This is a genomic window from Bacillus sp. EB106-04-02-XG92, assembly GCF_058791995.1.
The window spans coordinates 131249-153567 of record NZ_JBYTEA010000010.1; the positions used below are offsets into that span (position 1 = coordinate 131249).

17 protein-coding genes are annotated in these 22319 nt (G+C 35.3%); 8 read left to right on the forward strand and 9 right to left on the reverse strand.

The features are described 5' to 3' along the window. Window positions 1-142: 142 nt before the first annotated feature. Window positions 143-1606, forward strand: a complete 1464-nt coding sequence (locus tag AC3WVA_RS21900) for a nicotinate phosphoribosyltransferase (protein ID WP_098521261.1) — start codon at window positions 143-145, stop codon at window positions 1604-1606. A gap of 203 nt (window positions 1607-1809) precedes the next feature. Here the strand turns inward: AC3WVA_RS21900 and AC3WVA_RS21905 are convergent, their stop codons facing one another. The 7 genes from AC3WVA_RS21905 to fdhF form a co-directional block, all read right to left on the reverse strand. Continuing rightward, a complete protein-coding gene (locus tag AC3WVA_RS21905; protein WP_098345910.1) occupies window positions 1810-4176 on the reverse strand; it encodes a heavy metal translocating P-type ATPase in 2367 nt (788 codons plus the stop codon). A gap of 21 nt (window positions 4177-4197) precedes the next feature. Continuing rightward, a complete protein-coding gene (locus AC3WVA_RS21910; RefSeq protein WP_002195075.1) occupies window positions 4198-4575 on the reverse strand; it encodes an ArsR/SmtB family transcription factor in 378 nt (125 codons plus the stop codon). 267 nt (window positions 4576-4842) lie between these two features. Continuing rightward, on the reverse strand, window positions 4843-6258 hold the full coding sequence (locus AC3WVA_RS21915; protein ID WP_098227617.1) for an amino acid permease: 1416 nt from the start codon (window positions 6256-6258) through the stop codon (window positions 4843-4845). A 103-nt stretch (window positions 6259-6361) separates the two neighbouring features. After that, window positions 6362-7495, reverse strand: a complete 1134-nt coding sequence (gene ald, locus AC3WVA_RS21920; protein ID WP_001219742.1) for an alanine dehydrogenase — start codon at window positions 7493-7495, stop codon at window positions 6362-6364. Window positions 7496-7864: 369 nt separating this feature from the next. Next, entirely contained in the window at window positions 7865-9736 is a 1872-nt protein-coding gene (locus AC3WVA_RS21925) for a glycerophosphoryl diester phosphodiesterase membrane domain-containing protein (protein ID WP_048528680.1), read from the reverse strand. 156 nt (window positions 9737-9892) lie between these two features. Then, on the reverse strand, window positions 9893-10375 hold the full coding sequence (locus AC3WVA_RS21930; RefSeq protein WP_001040528.1) for a helical membrane plugin domain-containing protein: 483 nt from the start codon (window positions 10373-10375) through the stop codon (window positions 9893-9895). A gap of 12 nt (window positions 10376-10387) precedes the next feature. Continuing rightward, window positions 10388-13324 (reverse strand): formate dehydrogenase subunit alpha, encoded by a 2937-nt coding sequence (gene fdhF, locus AC3WVA_RS21935; RefSeq protein ID WP_098345909.1) that lies wholly within the window; start codon window positions 13322-13324, stop codon window positions 10388-10390. A gap of 302 nt (window positions 13325-13626) precedes the next feature. Between fdhF and fdhD the strand changes: the two genes are divergently transcribed. Together fdhD and AC3WVA_RS21945 are read left to right on the forward strand one after the other, a co-directional pair. Then, window positions 13627-14433 carry a formate dehydrogenase accessory sulfurtransferase FdhD gene (gene fdhD / locus AC3WVA_RS21940; protein WP_098521260.1) on the forward strand — a complete coding sequence of 269 codons (807 nt, stop codon included), beginning with the start codon at window positions 13627-13629 and terminating at the stop codon, window positions 14431-14433. Between the two features lie 380 nt (window positions 14434-14813). Continuing rightward, the gene (locus tag AC3WVA_RS21945; RefSeq protein WP_000405874.1) at window positions 14814-15320 is read left to right on the forward strand and encodes a GNAT family N-acetyltransferase; all 507 of its coding nucleotides are present in this window, start codon (window positions 14814-14816) and stop codon (window positions 15318-15320) included. Between the two features lie 345 nt (window positions 15321-15665). Here the strand turns inward: AC3WVA_RS21945 and AC3WVA_RS21950 are convergent, their stop codons facing one another. Further along, window positions 15666-15788, reverse strand: a complete 123-nt coding sequence (locus AC3WVA_RS21950; RefSeq protein WP_001068388.1) for a hypothetical protein — start codon at window positions 15786-15788, stop codon at window positions 15666-15668. Window positions 15789-16117: 329 nt separating this feature from the next. On the opposite strand from AC3WVA_RS21950, the gene AC3WVA_RS21955 reads away from it, so the two are divergent. The 3 genes from AC3WVA_RS21955 (at window position 16118) to AC3WVA_RS21965 (ending at window position 18968) form a co-directional block, all read left to right on the forward strand. Next, window positions 16118-16789 (forward strand): response regulator transcription factor, encoded by a 672-nt coding sequence (locus AC3WVA_RS21955; protein WP_000238949.1) that lies wholly within the window; start codon window positions 16118-16120, stop codon window positions 16787-16789. Between the two features lie 65 nt (window positions 16790-16854). Continuing rightward, a complete protein-coding gene (locus AC3WVA_RS21960; RefSeq protein WP_098345907.1) occupies window positions 16855-18309 on the forward strand; it encodes a HAMP domain-containing sensor histidine kinase in 1455 nt (484 codons plus the stop codon). Window positions 18310-18455: 146 nt separating this feature from the next. Further along, the gene (locus tag AC3WVA_RS21965; protein ID WP_000351212.1) at window positions 18456-18968 is read left to right on the forward strand and encodes a GNAT family N-acetyltransferase; all 513 of its coding nucleotides are present in this window, start codon (window positions 18456-18458) and stop codon (window positions 18966-18968) included. A 33-nt stretch (window positions 18969-19001) separates the two neighbouring features. On the opposite strand, the gene pdxR is transcribed toward AC3WVA_RS21965, so the two are convergent. Next, window positions 19002-20402 (reverse strand): MocR-like pyridoxine biosynthesis transcription factor PdxR, encoded by a 1401-nt coding sequence (gene pdxR, locus AC3WVA_RS21970; RefSeq protein WP_048528713.1) that lies wholly within the window; start codon window positions 20400-20402, stop codon window positions 19002-19004. Window positions 20403-20522: 120 nt separating this feature from the next. On the opposite strand from pdxR, the gene AC3WVA_RS21975 reads away from it, so the two are divergent. Then, window positions 20523-21449: a DMT family transporter gene (locus tag AC3WVA_RS21975; RefSeq protein WP_098521258.1), complete on the forward strand. Its 927-nt coding sequence runs from the start codon at window positions 20523-20525 to the stop codon at window positions 21447-21449. 115 nt (window positions 21450-21564) lie between these two features. Then, window positions 21565-22089 carry a DUF4871 domain-containing protein gene (locus AC3WVA_RS21980; RefSeq protein WP_098345905.1) on the forward strand — a complete coding sequence of 175 codons (525 nt, stop codon included), beginning with the start codon at window positions 21565-21567 and terminating at the stop codon, window positions 22087-22089. The last annotated feature ends 230 nt before the right edge of the window (window positions 22090-22319 follow it).

Sequence of the window (22319 nt, forward strand, 5' to 3'; positions counted from 1 at the left end):
ATATAAATTGATAAATGTTAATTTTCTAAAAAATATGCAATATTTCATTTTTTTCCCTCTTGACTATACTTTCATATCCATTCTTTGCTACGAGCGATGAAAAATTGGTATACTATAACCAAATTATGGAGGTGTTTTCGCGATGACTTATTATAAAGACGATAGCTATGCCTTACATACAGATTTATATCAAATTAATATGGCTTATACATATTGGAAAGATGGTATTCACAATCGCCGCTCGGTGTTTGATTTATACTTTCGAAAGCTTCCATTCGAGAACGGTTATGCTGTTTTTGCTGGTCTTGAAAAGATTGTAGAGTACATAGAAAACTTCAGCTTTACCGAAAGCGATATCTCTTATTTAGCAGAATTACAATTTGAAGAAGAATTCCTTCATTATTTAAAAAATATGAAATTCACTGGGACAGTTCGAAGTATGCAAGAAGGTGAAGTTGTATTTAATAACGAGCCTTTATTACGTGTGGATGCACCGCTCGGTGAAGCACAAATTATTGAAACTGCCCTGTTAAACATTGTGAATTACCAAACATTAATTGCAACAAAAGCAGCTCGTATGAAGCACGCTGCAAATAACGATGAACTTTTAGAATTCGGCACAAGACGTGCCCACGAGTTTGATGCTGCTCTTTGGGGCACACGCGCTGCCTTTATTGGTGGTTTCTCATCTACGAGTAACGTACGGGCCGGAAAGCGATTCGGAATACCCGTAGCCGGCACACACGCTCACTCTTTCGTTCAAGCATATCGCGATGAATATGTCGCATTTAAAAAGTACGCTGAAACTCATAAAAGATGCGTCTTTCTCGTTGATACATACGACACTTTAAAATCAGGTGTTCCAAATGCGATTCGCGTCGCGAAAGAGTTTGGAGATCGTATCGATTTTTATGGCATTCGCCTTGATAGTGGTGATATGGCTTATTTATCAAAAAAAGCAAGAATGCTACTAGATGAAGCTGGGTTTACAAATACAAAAATTATCGCTTCTAGCGATTTAGATGAATACACAATTATGCACTTGAAATCTCAAGGAGCAAAAATTGATGTATGGGGCGTTGGAACAAAATTGATTACGTCCTTTGAACAACCTGCGTTAGGGGCTGTATATAAACTAGTTGCGATTGAAGATACTGATGGAAAGTTAAATGATACAATTAAAATTTCATCTAACCCTGAAAAAATTACGACTCCAGGACTGAAACGAATTTATCGCATTATCAATCGAGTTAATGATCATGCAGAAGGCGATTATATTGCATTAGATTCTGAAGAACCAGGAAAAGAAGAACGATTAAAAATGTTTCACCCTGTTCACACGTATATAAGTAAATTTGTAACAAACTTTGAAGCCCGCGAACTGCATAAAGACATTTTCGTTAACGGCGAAAGAACATATGAACTACCAGACATATTAGATATTCAAAAATACAATGAACAGAGTCTCGCGCTATTTTGGGAAGAGTATATGCGAACTTTAAATCCCGAAGAGTATCCTGTCGATTTAAGTCAAGAATGCTGGGATCATAAAATGAATTACATTCAAACTGTTCGAGAACAAGTTGAAAAAAATATACAAAAATAAAACAGAGAGGCTCCTCCTTCTCTGTTTTTTTTCATACTATATATATCTTTATGAAAAATATATTAACATAATAAGACAAATATTTTTTATTTGTAAATTTTAATATTAAGTTATTTATAAATAAAATAATATTTGCTATTATTTTAGTGAGTCAATTTCAACAAAATAACCTAAAAAAGAGGACGCTGATTGCGTCCTCTTTTTTATAAATCTTTCACTCGTAGTACACGCATTGCATTTAACACTGCAAGTAGTGTCACACCCACATCTGAGAAGACCGCTTCCCACATTGTTGCAATACCGAAAGCACCAAGTAATAAAACTAACCCTTTTACACCTAATGCAAAGATGATATTTTGCCATACAATGCGTCGTGTACGTTTTGCAATGTGTACAGCTGTTGCAATTTTTGAAGGCTCATCAGTCATAATAACGATATCTGCTGCTTCAATGGCTGCATCTGATCCTAAACCACCCATTGCAATACCAACATCTGCCCTTGCTAATACCGGTGTGTCATTAATACCATCACCAACGAAAGCAACTTTTTCTTTTCCGTGCTTCGCCGCATCAATTTTTTCAATCTCTTCTACTTTTTGTTGCGGTAATAGTTCTGCATGAACTTCATCTAAACCTAATTCTTTACCTACAGCTTCACCAACTGGTTTTGCGTCACCAGTTAACATGACTGTCTTCTTAATACCTAATTCTTTTAACTTTTGAATTGCTTGTTTTGAATCTTCTTTTACCTCATCAGAGATAACAATATAACCTGCATATTTTCCATCTACAGCAACGTGAACTAATGTACCTACTGTTTCTGGTTGCTTAAATGTAATGTTTTCTTTTCTCATTAATTTAGCATTACCTGCAAAGATTTCTTTTCCTTGCACTTTAACGACTGTACCATGACCAGAAATTTCGTTATAATCATCGATTATTTTTTCATCAATTGATTTTCCATATGCATTTCGAATTGATTGTGCAATTGGATGGTTAGAATACACTTCAGCAAATGCTGCATACTCTAGTAATTCTTCATTTGTAATGCCTTCGCTTGGTTCCATTTTTGTAACTTTGAAGACACCTTTTGTTAATGTTCCTGTTTTATCAAAAACAATATATTTCACATCATTTAAAGCTTCTAAATAGTTACTTCCTTTTACTAATACACCACTTTTAGATGCACCACCGATACCTCCAAAGAATCCAAGAGGAATAGATACAACTAACGCACATGGACAAGAGATTACTAAGAACACTAACGCTCTATAAATCCAATCTGCAAATGTAGCTCCTTCTAAAATAAGTGGTGGAATGAACGCCATAATCGCTGCGGTAATAACTACAACTGGAGTATAGTAACGCGCGAACTTCGTAATAAAGTTTTCTGTTGGTGCTTTTTTACTACTTGCATTTTGAACTAAATCTAAAATTTTCGATACAGTTGATTCACCAAATTCTTTTGTAACTTCAATCGTTAATACGCCATTTTGATTCACAAAACCACTTAGTACATCATTTCCAACTTCCACTTCACGTGGTACAGATTCACCAGTCAATGCTGAAGTATCTACCATTGATGTCCCTTCAACTACTTTTCCGTCTAACGGTACTTTCTCACCTGGCTTTACGATAATATAATCACCGATCTGTACATCTTCTGGTGATACTTGTTTCGTTTCATTTCCAACCTTTACATTCGCGTAATCAGGACGAATATCCATTAATGAAGTAATTGATTTTCGAGAACGGTTTACCGCAATACTTTGGAATAGTTCCCCTACTTGGTAGAATAACATTACTGCAACGGCTTCTGGATATTGCTGAATCGCAAAAGCTCCTAGTGTTGCAATTGCCATTAAGAAGTTCTCATCGAACACTTGGCCACGAGTTATATTTCTTACCGCTCTCCAAACGATATCTCCACCTATTAATAAATACGCAAGAACGAATAACGGAATCGTTATCATTTGTGGTAAGCCAGCTAGTGCAGCAATTGCTGTCAAAATTCCACCGACCACTAATCGTCCTATCATCTTTTTCACATTTGCTTCACCGTGGTCGTGACTATGCCCGTGGTCATGACCACCCTTTTCTTCACGAACAACTTTCACATCTGGTTCTAACTTTTGAACGACATTTGTTATATTTGCTACAGTCGCTTCTAATTCTCTTTTATTCGCTACTTCAACTCTTAATTTCTTTGATACGAAATCAACAGTTGCTTCTGAAACGGTCGGCATTTCTTTCACTTTATTTTCAATCTTCATCGCACAGTTTGCACAATCTAAACCTTCTAATATAAACACTTCTTTTGCTACTTTTGTGCTTTTTTCTTCTTGTACTTTAATGTGCGGTTCTAATTTTGTAACGAGTTGTTTTGCTTCTGTAACAACTTCGCTTTCTTTATTTTGTGCTGTCTCTAAAATCATTGTTTTTGTCGCGAAATTTACAGAGCAAGAATTTACTCCTTCTATATTTCCAACACCTTTTTCAATTTTCATTGCACAGTTCGCACAATCTAAACCTTCTAACATCAGTTTCTTTTTCACTAATGCTTCAGCCATCGTTCTCCCTCCTCGCGTTTTTTATTCTTCCTCGTTTACGTGTTCAAACGCTTGCTCGAAGATATGAATTACGTGCTGGTCAGCTAACGAATAATAAACGACTTTTCCTTCTTTACGATTTTTTACAAGTTTCGCTTGCTTTAATACACGAAGCTGATGTGAAATTGATGATTGTGTCATTCCTAATAAATACGCCAAATCACAAACACACATTTCAGCTTCAAATAACGCATGTAATATTCTCGTACGTGTACGATCGCCTAATACTTTAAATAATTCTGCTACTTTACTTAAACTTTCATCAGTTGGAATTGTTTGTTTTACTTGATCAACAACTTCTTCATGAATTATCGTTTGAGAACATGTCTCTTGTGGTGTTTCTACTTTATTTTCAGCCATTATAGCTCACCTCATCATTTGAACATATGAACAATCATTCATATATCTTACACTCTTATTATATGAGCGTCCATTCATATGTGTCAATAAAATCTCATACATTTTTTCGAACATTTTGTTCACATTTTAATACGGCTTACACATATTTTCCGCATCCATTACATTCTCATACAAAAAAGGATGTACATTTTCCCCAAAAGAAAAAAGCCTTGCGCGCTCCCTAGACGCACAAGGCTTACTATACTTATATCCCTTTTAATTAAGCTTTTAATTAGCTTGTTCTAAATTATCCTGCGAACTTCCATCGTCTTTTAAATGACTATGTTTTTTCGAATAAACAAAGTATACAACTACTCCAATTGCTAACCAAATACCGAAGTAGATCCATGTTGTTAATGGTAAGTTAAACATTAAGAATAGACAACATGCGATTGAAATAATAGGTAGCGTTGGTACAAGTGGTACCACAAAGCCACGTTTTAAGTTCGGATGTGTTTTACGAAGAATAATAACTGACACACCTACCATCGCAAATGTTAATAATGCTCCAATATTCGCTAAATTCGACAATTCTTTTAAATCGATAAATCCAGCAATTAAAGCACTACCAATACCTGTTAACCAAGTTGAGAATACTGGCGCTTCTGTTTTCTTATTAATTTTCGCAAATGATTTTGGTAATAAACCATCACGGCTCATCGCGAAGAATACACGTGTTGTTGCATAAATGTAAGCAAAGATTACAGCCATAATACCAATTACAGCTCCAACTGCGATTACACCTGCTACTTTATCTTGTCCTACAACCTCAAGCACATATGCCATAGCTTCTGGTACATCTAACTCTTTATAAGAAACCATACCTGTCATAACGAGACAAACTACAACATAAATGATTGTACAAATAACTAACGAAGCAATAATACCAATCGGTAAATCACGTTGTGGATTTTTTACTTCTTCAGCAGAAGTTGCTAATGCATCAAATCCTAAGAAAGCAAAGAATACTGCTGCTCCTCCGGCAAAGATTCCGCTCATACCGTATGGTGCAAATGGTGTCCAGTTTTCTGGTTGTACGTAAAACGCACCAACTGCAATAAATAAAATAACAATACCAATTTTAATTAATACCATTATGTTATTCACACGCTTACTTTCTTTCGTACCTCTTGATAGTAACCAAGTTAAAACTAAAGTAATGACTACTGCTGGTAAATTCACAATCCCACCTTGTGATGGAATCTTTAACAGCTCTGTTGGGATTTCTAATCCAAATCCACTCACTAAGTTATTGAAATAACCTGTCCATCCACCAGCTACTGCGGCAGTTGTTACGACATATACGGATAATAATGTCCATCCCATTAGGTGGGCAATAAACTCACCAATTGTCGCATATGAATATGTGTATACACTACCTGAAACTGGAAGTGTAGACGCAACTTCTGCATAACATAATGCTGCAAATCCACAAACAATCGCTGCAATCATGAATGAAAAAATAACTGCTGGACCAGCATCTCTTGCTGCTACTAATCCTGTTAATACTAGAACTCCTGTACCAATTATCGCACCAATCCCTAGCATTGTTAGGTCGAATGCCCCTAGCGTTTTCGTTAAAGTTTTACTTTTACTTTCCCCTAACAGTTGCGTAACGGATTTCTTTTTAAATAGGTTGGCCACGATGTATGCCCCCTTTTGCCAAGAAGAGCTAAGAGATATTCACTCTTAGCTCTTATCATGTTGGTTTATATATTGTTCGATTTTGTTTTGTATAATGCTTCTATTAGCAAGATACTGTTTCTGCTTCTAATAATTCTTTAGCACCTTTGTACTCTACACCGTGAGCTTCTGCAACTGCTTCAAATGTTACATAGCCATCTAATGTGTTAATACCTTTTAGTAATGCAGAGTTGCCTAGGCAAGCTTCTTTGTAGCCTTTGTTAGCAATTTGTACTGCATATGGTACTGTTACGTTTGTTAATGCAAGAGTTGATGTACGTGGAACCGCACCTGGCATGTTTGCAACTGCATAATGAACAACGCCGTGTTTTTCATAAGTTGGGTTATCATGAGTTGTAATACGGTCAGTTGTTTCGAAAATACCACCTTGGTCAATCGCGATATCTACAACAACAGAACCTGGTTCCATTGATTTAATCATTTCTTCTGTTACAAGTTTTGGCGCTTTTGCACCTGGGATTAATACTGCACCGATTACAAGATCAGACTCTTTTACAGCTTCTGCAATATTGTAAGGATTAGACATTAAAGTTTTTACTTGGTTTCCGAAAATGTCATCTAATTGACGAAGACGTTCTGCACTTAAGTCGATGATTGTTACATCCGCACCTAGTCCAACTGCAATTTTAGCAGCATTTGTACCAGCTTGTCCACCACCGATGATTGTTACTTTACCACGTTTAACCCCTGGAACACCTGCAAGTAAGATACCTTTACCGCCTTTGTTTTTCTCAAGGAATTGTGCACCAATTTGTGCAGCCATACGACCAGCTACTTCACTCATAGGTGCAAGTAATGGTAGAGAACGGTTTTCTAATTGTACTGTTTCATATGCAATAGAAACAACTTTCTTTTCGATTAATGCTTTTGTTAATTCTGGTTCTGGAGCTAAGTGTAAGTATGTGAATAAGATCAAACCTTCACTGAAGTGTTTGTATTCGCTTTCAATTGGTTCCTTAACTTTCATAACCATTTCCATGTTCCAAGCTTCTTCAGCTGTATCAACAATTTTTGCTCCCGCTTCAACATACTGAGCATCTGTGAAACCAGATCCTAAACCTGCACCCTTTTGAATGAATACTTCGTGATTGTTACGAATTAAATGTACAACACCTGCTGGTGTCATTGCCACACGGTTTTCGTTGTTTTTAATTTCTGCTGGTACCCCAATACGCATAATGAAATGCCCCCTTATAATTAACAGAAAAAAGAAAGTCTTTTTTCTTTTTGTAATAATTAATAACTTATGTCCTTATTCTAGCATAACTTAAAAATTATGAAAACGCTAACATACCATATTTTTAAAGTTTATATATTTAGAATAGTGTAAATATATGGAACATTGATTCTATTGGCCTCTTTATTCCATCTCATTATCTATCACTCTATTTTTATTATACTCCTTCAAAATAAGTAGTAATCATTTATTATTTGACAATAATGTAACGATGTAAGAAACCTCAATGCTTCCGTATACATATTCAGTTATTAATTTACACAATATTTTAGAGATATATTCTTTTTATAAAAAAACAGCTGCAGGCATTTAGCCAGCAGCTGGGTAACTGATAAATAACTTAGAAAATAAATCATCTGTTGTTTCAGTAATTTTATCAAACAAATCACTTTCTTCCGCTTCTTGCTCTTTTAACATCTTAATTGTTTCACGTGCATCTTCAGGGTAATCAGTAATGATACCATCTACGTTTAATTTATAATATCCCTTTAAACTTTCCATATCATTTACTGTCCATACGTAAATTGGCTTATTTAACTTCCTTGCTTCTTTTACTAACTTCTTATTTAACATATATTCTTCCGCTACGTAAAAATCAGCTTTCACATTCTTTAAGTTGGCTCTACTTGCATACAGTATATATCCGACTTTTATATCTGAATTTGCACGCTTAAACTCTTTAATAAGCGGGTAATGTAATGTTTGAATGACACATTGTTTCTCAAATTCATTATCTTTAATCGCTTTTAATACTTTGTTTACGAAGTCTTTTTCGCCACCATGTAGCTTCACTTCAATATTAAGCTTGATTTTCCCCTTTGCCAGCTTAATGATTTCATCAAGTGTACTTATTTGTCCTGAAAACCCATCTTGACTAAGGGTAAGCTGTCTTAACTCGTCCATCGTTAAATCTGACACATGAACATTGGCATTAGCAAGACGTTTTAGCTTCAAATCATGTATAACTGCTAGTTCACCGTCTTTCGTTTGCAGTACATCAATTTCAGCATAATCTGCTTTCGCATCAATAGCCCCCTGCACAGCTTCTTTCGTATTCTCTACACCTTTTGAAATATAACCACGATGAGCCATAATAATTGGCTCTTTATATGTGTTTGTAATAAAGGTCACAATGAAGGCAACTACCATTCCCGCAGTAATTATTCCTACAATATATACACCAATAAATTTCCAACGATGTTTTTGGAAGAAACATTTATCTGCTTTTGTTTTCGAATAATCTAATCCTTCTTCTAATAAAACATCTTCAACCGGAACCTTTTGTAAATACAATCTTGTTAACGCCATAATGTAAAACGGCGTCATAATAAAGCTAAATAGATACAATGTACTTGTTAAGAAGACTGAAATAGTTGACTCTGCTAGTAGTGCAAATGTCCCTTCGGGGTTTGTAAATTCATATACTCCCCACAGACAAAGCAAATAAATTCCTACACATAAAAGAAAGACGATTCCTACAGATATGAAAAAACCTACTAAAAAGAACAATACTTTAAAGAAGCTTTCTTTTACTAAGTTTGCGCTTTTGCGTGCTGCCGTGCGGAACGGCTTTTGCTCTAAAACGATAATAGGTAAAACAAAAATCCAACGAAGATTTAAATAGGCAACTACAGCAAAGAAAGTATAATACCCAACTTGCCCCATTGTTGTCTTAAATAGTTCACCTGTAATAAAATTAGGAATTTGAATCTCAGGAATCAATGCAGATTTATATCCCATACTTAATAGTGGTAATAGTACAACTGCATACAAAACAAAGCCAGGTAAGCAATATGTAAACAGGGAAGGTAAATACGTTACTGTTTTATACAGAATTGGACGTAATCTCACCTTTTGCCTTTTATGAGCGAAGTACGAAATGATAATGAGTACTGCAAACTCTGTAAAGATAAGGAACAATGCCAATATAGATAAAATTACAATCGCCAAAATCCCGTATGGTGTTTTTAAAAATGCTAATAACTCATCATTTGTTGCATTTGCATACCCACCAAAGTACAACAACTTATTGAAAATAATACCGAAAAGTGGGATAAACACAATCGCTGCTAACAATTTATAAGCAAGTTGGAATGTTAGCACATTCCAAAAGGCAAATCTAACAGTTTGAAAGGAATGTCTCATTACTCCTGGTATAGATAGTCTTTTACGGTGTTGCATATATTCCTCCACATTCTAAAACGATTTTTGAGATGGATTCCACATTTCCATTTCTAACCCATCCCTTTAATAATAATATATTCCGCTTAACATGAACACTCTTATACATACAATGAAAAAAGTGATGGCTACTTCCCATCACTTTTTCATTTCACTCTATTTTTTCTCTAATCCTTGTCCAAATGCTTTCAAGAAACTAAAACCAAATGTAATGGCTCTATTAATATCTGGATCTTTTAACACTTTAAAGAAATCCATTACTTTTGTTTTTTTACCACTCTTTAATTCATCTGTTGCAAATTGCAATCCAGTGACTAAACTCGATGTGATTTGCTTTGTTACTTCTGGGTCAACTGAGGATAGCGCTTCTCCCGCTCCCATCATGTTGTTGAGTGCATTTTTAACTGGTTCACGATTTAATTGCTCCACAGCGATTTTTGAAACATCCTCTTTCGCAGCGAGTAAACTAATCGCCGCATCTAATATACCAGCCTTCTGCAATTGTGCTAAAAGCTGCATCGTTTCTTCTACTGCTTCGCGATTATTAGATAGCTCATTTAGAAGTTCATCTGCTACTTGCTGTTTCTGTTCTTCCTCTGTTACAACTTTCTTTTTTATTAACGTAATTTCTTTCGCCACTATCTCCGCCCCCTAGTCCACAAGTGATACGTATTGTTTTCTTTGCCATTTTTGCTCAATTTCAACACCATTTTGCGGATTACGCTTTTTATCTCGCGGGTTTGAAGATGGTAACGGACGGTTTCCTTTTTCACGTAATACACGCATTTTCACCATCGTTTGTTTATACGCCGGTGTACACGTATACAAGTCTGTTGCCGTCCCAGTTAAAATATTAATCGCTTCTTCATTTATCGTTGCATGCATTGGTAAATATAGCTCTTTCCCCGTTACACGGTCAGTAATAAGCGCTTGTACTTTAATTTTTCCAAATGGTGATGCTAATTCTACAAGTCCACCATCTTTCACATTGCGCTCTAAGGCAAGTTCAGGTGAAATTTCAACGAATACTTCAGATACTTTAGATAAAATACCAGCTGATTTATTCGTCATATTCCCTTCATGGAAATGTTCTAGCATGCGTCCATTATTTAAAAGTAAATCATACTCATCTGGCGCTACAACCGGTGGTACCCATTCATCTAATGATAAACGAGCAAGTTTATCTGGGAAGTTAAATCCGTCTACATATAATAGCGGTGTATCACTACCATCATGACTACCCCAACATAAACTATTCCAACCTTCTAGACGGTCGTAAGTTGCTTGAGAATATAACGGTGCAAGTGACGCGATTTCATCCATAATTTCACTTGGACTTTCATAATTCCAATCCCCGCCTAGTGCACGAGCAACTTTTTGTAAAATCCACCAGTCTGGTTTGGAATCACCTAGTGGTTTCAATACTTCATATAATCTTTGAATGCGGCGCTCTGTATTCGTAAACGTTCCTTCTTTTTCTAAGCTTGGTGCCGCTGGTAAAATAACATCAGCAAAACGAGCTGTTTTTGATAGGAACATATCTTGAACAACGAGGAAGTCTAAATTCGCTAAAATATGTTGCACATGGTTCGCATTGGAATCGACTAAAGCCATTTCTTCACCCATGACATACATACCACGTAGTTTTCCTTCTTCCGCCGCAAGTAACATTGCAATATTATTTAACCCTGGTGCTTTCGGAATAGTTGTGCCGTACGCTTTTTCAAACTTCGCACGAAGCGTATCATCTGATACCGCTTGATAACCAGGAAGCCAGTTTGGTAATGTTGCCATATCACAAGCACCTTGTACGTTATTATGCCCTCGTAATGGATATGCACCTGCACCAGGACGACGATAGTTACCCGTAACAAGCAGTAAATTTGAAATTGCTGCCGATGTTGTACTTCCTCCTGTATTTTGCGTTACACCCATTCCCCAAAGTATACAAGTACCATCTGCTTCATATACCATACGAGCCATTTCTTTCAGATTTCCTTTTGAAATCCCCGTAATTTCTTCTGTATAATCAAGCGTATACTTTTCTAACATTTTGCTATATTCATCAAAGTTCTTCACATTTTCAGCTAAAAACTTTTTATCGTGCCAATCTTGATCAATAATATATTTCGTAATACCAGCAAGCCATACGTAATCCGTACCTTGGCGCGGGTGAATAAATAAATCCGCACGCTCTGCCATTTCATGTTTACGTAGGTCTGCTACAATTAGTTTTTGCTCATGCAATTTATGAGCACGTTTTACACGCGTCGCAAGTACAGGGTGTCCTTCTGTTGGATTCGCACCAACGATAATGACAAGGCCTGCTTCAGCTATATCTTTCACTGTTCCAGCATCCCCGCCCATACCGACAGTTTTAAATAAACCGTCTGTCGCTGGAGATTGGCAATAACGGGAGCAGTTGTCCACATTATTCGTTCCATATATTTGACGAGCTAGTTTTTGCATAAGGTAATTTTCTTCATTTGTTACTTTCGAAGAAGAAATAAATCCAAATGCATCGCTGCCGTATTCAGATTTAATATGCTGCATGTTAGAAGCAACAACTTCTAATGCTTCTTCCCATGAAGCTTCAACAAACATATCTCCTTGGCGAATTAATGGCTTCGTAATGCGATCTTCACTATTTACAAAGTCCCATCCAAATTTTCCTTTTACACATGTGGAAATACCATTAACAGGTGCATCTGAAACAGGTTGAACTTTTAGTATATGGCGATCTTTCGTCCATACTTCAAAGGAACAACCGACACCACAAAATGTACAAACGGTTTTTGTTTTATTCACTTTCGTCTTACGCATCGCAGCCTCTACTTCTGAAACCGCTAAAATACTACTATATCCAGGCTCTACATCCTTTACAAAATCAATCATCGGATCTAACACATCTGGTTTTAACCCTGTCATGAACCCAGCTTCACCTAACATTGATTTTTCCATTAACGCATTACACGGACATACTGTTACACACTGCCCGCAACTTACACAAGATGAGTCATTTATACTTACACCATGATCCCATATAACACGTGGACGATCTAAGTTCCAATCTATCGATATAGTTTCATTAACCTGTAAGTTTTGACATACTTCTACACACTGCCCACAAGCAATACACTGATTTGGATCATACCGATAAAAAGGATGTGACATATCCACTTCACAAGCACTTACTTTCGGCTCATACGGATATTTCTGTTCTTCAATTCCCATCATATGTACCGTGTTATGGACTTTACAGTTACCATTATTGTTATCACAAACAGTACAATACAATAAATGATTCTCTAATATTCGATCCATTGCCTCAGTTTGTGCCTCTTTTGCACGCTGAGACTGTCTTTCAATTTGCATACCGTTCTCGAGTTTCGTTGAACAAGCACGCATTAACTTTCCATTCACTTCTACAATACACGTATCACAAGTTTGAATTGGATCTACTTCTGGTACGTGACAAATTTGAGGATGTTCCAAATTACTCTCGTTAAATAATTGTAGTATCGTCTTTTCACCCGCTGCGGCAAATTCTTTACCATCCACGGTTACACGGACTGTCTGTTCTGCCATAGTTTCCCCTCTCCTTACAACCAACTGTACAAAATTCGATTATGAATCCGTTTTCAAAATCGCATTACTGTACATATTTTTGAAACGCTCTGCGCAAATACTTTTCTTATGAAGTCGATTCTAGGTGTTATAAGGTATAACTACGAAAGCTTGAAAATATCACTATTCTACTGTTCTATTATATCGTACATATACAATAATAACCAAAATAATCTGTGATCTTCTTGCTAATAGGTGTTTTTATTTCCCTATTGTTTTATGATAAATATGGGAGAGAAATACATATAAAAGGGGAATTTAATATGGAGCCTACGCAAGAGACTTATACAATTGTACGCTATCAATCTGGTACATTTTCAAAACAACTTGATGAGATTGTTACAGAATCTCCTATTACTATTAAATTAAATGGTGAAGAGTATGTAACAGTCGTATGTACACCAAATTACATCGAAGATATGGTAATTGGTTTTTTAATTTCTGAAGGAATTATTTCTTCCTATAAAGATGTTGGAGAACTATGGGTTCAAAAAGATAACGGAATTGTCCATGTAACCTCATCAAAAATAAATCCACTCTATCAAAATTTATATAATAAACGATACATTACTTCTTGCTGCGGAAAAGGTAGACAAGGTTTTATTTTCGTTAACGACGCAGCAAAGGCAAAAGATTTACATGATATACACGTGAAAATTACTCCTGAAGAATGCTTTCACTTAATGAATACTTTACAACAATCTTCCACTACATTTCGCCAAACCGGCGGTGTTCACAATACCGCACTATGTGATCGGAACAATATCCTCCTATCAAGAATGGATATTGGAAGACATAACGCATTAGATAAAATATATGGCCACTGTTTGCGCAACGATATATCCGTTAAAGGAAAAATCATTGCATTTAGCGGGCGTATTTCATCCGAAATTTTACTTAAAGTTTCAAAAATCGGATGTGAAATTGTTCTATCTAAATCCGCTCCAACAAAACTCGCATTGCAACTCGCTCACGATTTAGGCATTACAGTTGTAGGATTTATTAGAAATGGATCTTGTAATATTTACACACATCCACATCGAATTGACGGTTATCAATCGAATAACTAAAATAACTCCTCGGTTGAGGAGTTATTTTAGTTATGAAAATGTAATATATTAAACACTTGAATAGTTAATAAAGTTAATATATAATTTCATTACATATTAAAAACAAAACATTGTAGCATATATCTTTTCATTCTTTTACAAATTAAAAGAGACTGCTAACAAAACGCATACACAATTTTATAAAAGTAATAAATTTATTTTATCCCGCTTTAATGGGCAGTAAGACCCCCACCTCAAAATTCAGCGAAAGCACAGAATTTTGAGGTGGGATCAACTGCCCATTAAAGTCCGATTGGTTCAACTAATAATCAGTGGGGATGAAGAAAACCCCACTGATTAAAGTTTCACTTTATTTGAAATCGACCAAGGAGGTTACACCTATGGAAATTCGCTTATTAACGACAGAGGACGCAGAAATATACTTAAAAGTTTGTATGGAAGGTTTAACGAAGAACCCGGAAGCTTTTAGCTCTTCTTATGAAGATGTTCTTAAACATGAGGATCCTGTAGCTGCTATGGCAAAACGATTAAGCAATCCGGATAAGTATACTCTAGGTGTCTTCAAAGATAACGATTTAATCGGCATTGCTACTTTAGAAACAAAACCATTTATTAAACAAGAACATAAAGCAAAAATCGGTTCCGTTTTCGTTTCCCCAAAAGCGCGTGGCCTTGGAGCAGGACGAGCTCTCATTAAAGCAATTATTGAAAATGCCGATAAATTACATGTAGAACAACTTATGCTCGATGTTGTAGTTGGTAACGCTGGTGCCAAAAAATTATATGAATCATTAGGTTTCCAAACTTACGGCGTACAAGAGCGTTCATTAAAACATAACGGTCAATATTGGGACGAGGAACATATGGTTCTGTTCTTAAATGATTAATACTTCGATATAGTTTTAAGCATCTTCTTATTAAGGAAGGTGCTTTTTTCATTACAACAATGTAATCTTCATGTCACCTTTATCGATCGTACCAAACCTTTCCATTCATTATACTAAAAGTATAAAGTGACACTTTAATTAGTGATGAAATGAACGTATAGCATTCAATTGATAGGTAGAGGAGAATGTGACATGAGACAAAACAAACGAGCTATGCTTTTAATATGTACTACAGCAATTATAACTTCTGGGTTAGCAATTTTACCTTGGTTTATTATATAGAACGATTCCCCTAATAACGAAAAAAGCTTATCGCTTCTCAAGAAGCAATAAGCTTTTTTTATATTATAAAATCCCCAAAATTTTATTTACACAACTTATAATAATAACCATAGATACGGCAATGCACATGACAACCGTATTACGATCTTGCTTTTCTTTTTTTGAAATTTCTTCTTTTGGATTCATGTGTATGATCTCCTTTTAAAAAAAGTGTGAGATAGGAAATTTTTCTTATCCGATGCGAGGTGAATACGAAAACCCTCTCTATCTCACATACACAATAGAATGGAATTGTCATTTTATAAATAAAATGACATGACGTTATGTCGCAACATAGGGTATTTTGTGTCGCTACGTTTTCTATTATAAAAAATAGTTGTGCAAAACTAGTGCATTTTTTATGTCAATTACTCTGAGCGAAAAATAACTCTTCCACTCAATCACATAAAAAGAGTTTTTTATTATTTTCATGTAAACTATACAAGTAGAATGAACAGTTTGGGGTGCACAAGATTATGGTAAAAATTTTATTAGTAGACGATGAAGAACGCATGTTACGATTATTAGATCTGTTCTTAAGTCCTCGTGGCTATTTTTGTATGAAAGCTACCTCTGGCCTTGAAGCACTAAAGTTAATAGAACAAAAAGACTTCGATATTATTTTGTTAGATGTTATGATGCCGAATATGGATGGCTGGGATACTTGCTATCAAATCCGTCAAATTTCCAACGTTCCAATTATTATGCTAACAGCTCGTAACCAAAATTACGATATGGTGAAAGGCCTCACTATGGGCGCGGACGACTATATTACAAAACCATTTGATGAGCATGTATTAGTTGCAAGAATTGAGGCTATATTACGCCGTACAAAGAAAGATGGCTTCGTTAGCTTCAATGGTATTGAGTGGGATAAAACGAAACATACTGTCACAGTATATGACGAAAAAATTTCACTAACTCCTATCGAGTTTTCGTTACTTGGACTATTTTTACAAAATACAAATCGTGCTTATAGCCGAGATGATTTAATCGAAAAAATTTGGGGTTATGAAACAGACATTGAATATAGAACAATCGATTCACATATTCGCAATATCCGTGATAAATTACGCAAAAAAGGATTTCCAGTTGAAAATTACTTAGAAACTGTCTATAAAGTCGGATATAAATGGAAAAGTGAATAATTACTTCGGTCAGTGGAAAATATCTTACCACTGACCGTTTATTATGAATAAGGTATGGTGAGAACATGAGCAAACTTTCCCTTAAAATCGGGACATACTTTTTATTATTAGCTTTATGCATCGAAACAATTGCTTTCGTTTCTTTTTACAAAAGCATTTCAACAATGCGGATTGAAGAAGAAACACTTGCTCTTTTAGAAAAAGGTAATCGCTATAGTAAAAAAATTAAAATTCGCGAGAGACGGGATGAATATTATAAAGAAATGCAACACGCTGAACACAATAAAAATCCTAAACGCCCCGTGTACCCTGAGTTCGAGATTGCAAATGCGGCTGCACACTTAGTTGAATCGGAATCAATTTCTAACTCCGATATAGCTATCATTATTACTGACCATAACGGCAAAATTATTTCCACCTCAGAACCCGTAACAAAAGAAATGCAAAAACAACTTACTTGTAAAACAGAATCTGTCCCAGAAAGCGGATTAATCGTCGAAAGAAACTGGAAAAAATCAAAATTCATCACAACAGTAAGCCCACTTAACACAACAAAGTTTCAAGGAAAGTTATATATGTTATTAAAAACATCTTTCTTAGAAAATATGTTACTTAAACTCATGAACCAATTCCTTATCATTAGTGTTTTAACAATTATTTTAACAACTATTTCTGTCTTTGTTTTTTCTCGTGTTATTACAGAACCTCTTATAAAAATGAAGAGGGCCACAGAAAAAATGTCAAAATTAAATACGCCAATTCACTTAGGTATTAAACGGAATGATGAACTTGGGAGCTTAGCAAAAACGATTGAAGATTTATCAAGTGAACTAACTTATATGAAAAAAGAACGCAATGAATTTCTCGCTAGTGTCGCCCATGAACTATTAACTCCATTGACCTATATGAAAGGTTATGCGAAGGTAGCAAAGAGAGACTCTTTAACGAAAGAAGAGCGAGAAGAATACTTGCAAATCATTGAGGATGAAACAGATAGTGTCACTGATCTCGTCCAAGATTTATTTATGCTTGTACAGTTAGAACAACACCAGTTTGTTATCAAAAAACAAAAAGTAATCCTTAAACCATTTTTAGAACGAATGATTGAAAAAACAAAAACAACATTAACAAATAAACAAATGCAACTCCATGTATATTGCAAAGATGATTTAGAAGTTTGCATAGACGAAAGACGTATGGAGCAAGTTATGTTAAATTTATTACACAATGCTTATCAACATTCGCCAGAAAACACATCTATTACGATACGTGTACGCACGGAAACAGATTCTTTTACAATAAGTGTAGACGATGAAGGAGAAGGTATTCCTGAAGAAGATATCTCACATATTTTCGATCGTTTTTATCGCGTTGATAAATCCAGAACGAGAGCTACTGGAGGAAAAGGTATCGGACTAGCTGTCGCAAAAGAAATTGTAGAATTGCATAACGGTTCCATTCTAGTAAAAAGCAAATTAGGAGTAGGAACAAGCTTTATAATTGAACTACCTTTTGAATAAGATACGTGTGAAAACACCAGTAGTAGTAAACACTACTGGTGTTATTTTGTTCATAAAATCAGCTCATATAAGCTAAGCTTTTGAAATTATTCTTATTTCAATATAAAATAAAGGTACATTTGTCAAAGATTTGGAGGGTGATATAATTGGATATCCATGTATTAACAAAAGATGAAGCGGAAATTTACTTAGAACTTCGTGTAGAGGGATTAAAGCAAAACCCTGAAGCTTTCAGCTCTTCTTATGAAGATATTATTAATAAAGAGTGTGCAATTGAATATAAAGCACAAAAATTAGCACAAGATGAAAACTATACGCTAGGTGCATTTAAAGATGGAAAATTAATCGGGGTTGCAACACTGGAAACGAAACCATATGTAAAACAAGAACATAAAGCTAAAATCGGTTCTGTATATGTGTCTCCAAAAGCACGCGGACTTGGAGCAGGAAAAGCACTTATTAAAGAATGTCTTGAACTTGCTAAATCTTTAGAGGTAGAACAAGTTATGCTTGATGTTGTTGTCGGCAACGATGGAGCAAAAAAACTTTATGAATCATTAGGATTTAAAACATTCGGTGTACAAGAACGTTCATTAAAATATAACGGACAATATTGGGACGAAGAGCATATGGTCTTATTCTTAGATGAAAATAAATAATAAAAAACATCCTCATGCTTGGAGGATGTTTTTTTACTTTCTTGTACACCATGCCTTATGTAATAATTGAATCGCTTTCGCAATTTCTTCTTCTGATAAAATCGCAAACCCAAGTAAAACTACATTTTCAGGCGCAGTACCGTCTTTATAGTACGTAGAAACAGGATATACTTTAATACTATATTTTGCCGCTTCTTGAATGAGTTCCTCTTCTCGCATTCCATTATGCACTTTTAATAAAATGTGCAATCCCGAATCTTCTCCTATCACTTCAACACGATTAGAGAAATGCTTTTCTATTTCAAAGACGAGTCGATCCCTCTTTTTCCGGTAAACGACACGCATTTTATGAATATGTTTTTCCCAATAACCTTCATTTAAAAACTTTCTAATCACTTCTTGGTCCATTCTTGAAACACTTTGTGTATAAAACAAATATTCCTTTTGATATTTTTCAATTAAATGCTTCGGTAATACGATATAGCTCATCCGTAATGAGGGCAACAAAGCTTTTGAGAGCGTCCCCATATAAATAACTTTCCCATCTGTATCTAAACCTTGTAGTGCCGGAATTGGCTTTCCTGAATAACGAAATTCACTATCGTAATCATCTTCAATAATATATCTGTCTTCCTCTTTCTTCGCCCATTGTAAAAGCTGCGTCCTTCTCGTAATAGGCATAATCATTCCATATGGAAACTGATGAGAAGGAGTTACAAATACAACATTTGCATCGCTATTTTCTAAATCTGCCATACAAATTCCGTCTCTATCCAAAGACAACATTTGAACCTTCTTTTCTCCTTGTTCAAAAACGACCATTTTCCTATGATAACCTGGGTTTTCAACTGCATAATTACTTCCCTTCAACAATTGAAAAAGTAACTTCACTAATATTTGTGTTCCCGCTCCTAATACAATTTGACTAGCTGAGCAACGCACACCTCTAGATTCATACAAATAGCTCGCAATTTCCTCCCTCAGGATCAATTCTCCTTGAGGGTGTCCAAGAAAAAGCAACTCATTATTATGTGGCTGCCATACATCATTTATAAGCTTGCGGTACGTATTGAACGGAAACGTATTCGTATCAACTCCTGTTTGAGTGAAATCAAATGTATAGTTCTCCTCCCTAAACGGAACCTCTTCTACTTTCGCTTCACTTCCTTCTACATAAACCATTTGTTCAATTTCACATACAAAATAACCTTTTCTCGACGCCGATTCAATATAACCTTCTGCGAGTAATTGCTCATAAGCTGCTTCTACTGTATTCTTACTCACTTGTAAATAGCTCGCCAGCTTTCTTTTTGCAGGTAATTTTGTAAAAGCCGGAATCGTTCCATCTTTAATTTCTTTTTTTATATACTCATACAATTGTACGTACAATGCCTTTTTACTATTCATATTTAAATTAGGCGTTAATTCTAACATCATATCTGACCCCTTAATAAAACCGAAATCTGATACTTTTTACAGTACCAGAAGTTATATATAATTCCTTTTATCATGTCACACATAAAAAATCAAATACCGGAGAGGAGAAACATGATCATGAACAATAGTAGACGGATTGGACTCATTATGATTATTACAGGAGCTACCTTATGGGGATTATCTGGCCCGATGATTCAGTGGCTATTTCAACATACTAACGTATCATCAGTTGATTTTTTAACAATTCGCTTATTGCTTGCGGGAATATTTATTTTATCTTTCTTACTTATAAAGAAACAAAGCATATTTCAAATTTGGAAACACCCTAAACATTCTATACAACTTATTATTTTCTCTATTCTCGGCATGCTCGGTGCGCAATACGCCTTTATTGAAACAGTTCATATTAGTAACGCGGTTACAGCGACATTATTTCAATTTCTTGGCCCCGTTCTTATTACCATTTATGTCGCATTTGGACAAAAAAAATTCCCGGCTTCTATGCAACTGCTCGCAATTATAACAGCACTAACGGGGACATACTTTATTATTACAAATGGTTCAATTGAAAATATTGTTTTATCAAAAGAAGCCATTATTTTTGGTCTATTAACAGCAATTGGATTTGCATTTTATACCCTTCATCCAGCCTCTCTTATTAAAGAATGCGGAACAACTGTAGTAATTGGCTGGGGGATGTTAATCGGTGGCATCGCCCTGCTTATTTGTAATCGCTCGTTTGGATGGAATCAGCTTGCACAAACTTTTACACTAAAAACATTTTCTATGCTTATTCTTATCATCATAAGTGGCACTCTTTCTTTCCTCCTTTATATCGGTAGTCTGAAATATTTAACAGCAACAGAAACAAGCATTTTATCTAGTATTGAACCACTTGTAGCTGCCATCGTTTCAATCGCTTGGCTGAATGAATCCTTTGGAGCCTATCAATTATTAGGCGGCTTATGTATCGTTCTTTCTGTTATTTTCTTAACGATGCCACAAAAAGAGAATGAACCTACCTTTTCAACTGAACAAATATAGAAAATGTCAAAAGAGGTCGTACAAAACTTACGACCTCTTTTGACGTTTTAAAGGAATTGTCCCGCTTTCTGGCAAATACAATTACACTAACAATAAAAATTAGGAGTGTGACACCATGAAAAAAATCGGAACTATGCTACTTTTCTCCTTTCTCATCGCTGGATGCACACAAGCGCAACCTGATTTAGAAAAACCTAAAAAAGAAACTATCGCAACGTCATCCACTCAAGTTAATGCACCTTCCTTCTTTCACCTTAGCGTTTTAAAAGATGTAAATTGGGAAGAAACACCCTCCTTCATACAAGAAAAAATACCTTTAAGAGGTATCGAAGACAAAATCGCAATGGCTGATAGCCCTATTATCGCAAATGAAAATAACGAAATGATGTGGTACTTTTTAGATCCTGAAATGCCAACTGGAAAACTATCTATTATTGCACTAAAGCAAGGATCAGTAACTCCAACACCAGTACTCTTTCAACAAGAAACTTCCAAACCAACTTGGACTACTTCAAATACAATCGATTCCACTACAAACGAACTCCCTCTCACTATGTCACTACCTTCATCTGGATTATGGGTATTAAATATATATGTAAATGAAAAATATTATGATCAGTTTGTAATTACTGCTGAATAAAGTGACAAAACTAAAACACTTTCTTACAACAATGTAATTTCTAAGTCATATACTTCGATAGTTTAAGTATCTCTCTTCTCTTATACTTAAAGTAAGAAATGACACAAGGAGAGATGAGAGATGAAAAAAATGACAAAAGTGATCGTAGCAGTAACTGAGGTTTTAGTAAATGGTAAACAAGTTGCAATGGAATTAAATAAATAGTGAAGAAACAAAAATAAATAATTTTA

Coding starts and splice junctions, on each gene's coding strand:
- AC3WVA_RS21900 (WP_098521261.1), top strand. CDS start 143: ATGACTTATTATAAAGACGATAGCTATGCCTTACATACAGATTTATAT.
- AC3WVA_RS21905 (WP_098345910.1), bottom strand. CDS start 4,176: ATGGCTGAAGCATTAGTGAAAAAGAAACTGATGTTAGAAGGTTTAGAT.
- AC3WVA_RS21910 (WP_002195075.1), bottom strand. CDS start 4,575: ATGGCTGAAAATAAAGTAGAAACACCACAAGAGACATGTTCTCAAACG.
- ald (WP_001219742.1), bottom strand. CDS start 7,495: ATGCGTATTGGGGTACCAGCAGAAATTAAAAACAACGAAAACCGTGTG.
- AC3WVA_RS21925 (WP_048528680.1), bottom strand. CDS start 9,736: ATGCAACACCGTAAAAGACTATCTATACCAGGAGTAATGAGACATTCC.
- fdhF (WP_098345909.1), bottom strand. CDS start 13,324: ATGGCAGAACAGACAGTCCGTGTAACCGTGGATGGTAAAGAATTTGCC.
- fdhD (WP_098521260.1), top strand. CDS start 13,627: ATGGAGCCTACGCAAGAGACTTATACAATTGTACGCTATCAATCTGGT.
- AC3WVA_RS21945 (WP_000405874.1), top strand. CDS start 14,814: ATGGAAATTCGCTTATTAACGACAGAGGACGCAGAAATATACTTAAAA.
- AC3WVA_RS21950 (WP_001068388.1), bottom strand. CDS start 15,788: ATGAATCCAAAAGAAGAAATTTCAAAAAAAGAAAAGCAAGATCGTAAT.
- AC3WVA_RS21955 (WP_000238949.1), top strand. CDS start 16,118: ATGGTAAAAATTTTATTAGTAGACGATGAAGAACGCATGTTACGATTA.
- AC3WVA_RS21960 (WP_098345907.1), top strand. CDS start 16,855: ATGAGCAAACTTTCCCTTAAAATCGGGACATACTTTTTATTATTAGCT.
- pdxR (WP_048528713.1), bottom strand. CDS start 20,402: ATGTTAGAATTAACGCCTAATTTAAATATGAATAGTAAAAAGGCATTG.
- AC3WVA_RS21975 (WP_098521258.1), top strand. CDS start 20,523: ATGAACAATAGTAGACGGATTGGACTCATTATGATTATTACAGGAGCT.
- AC3WVA_RS21980 (WP_098345905.1), top strand. CDS start 21,565: ATGAAAAAAATCGGAACTATGCTACTTTTCTCCTTTCTCATCGCTGGA.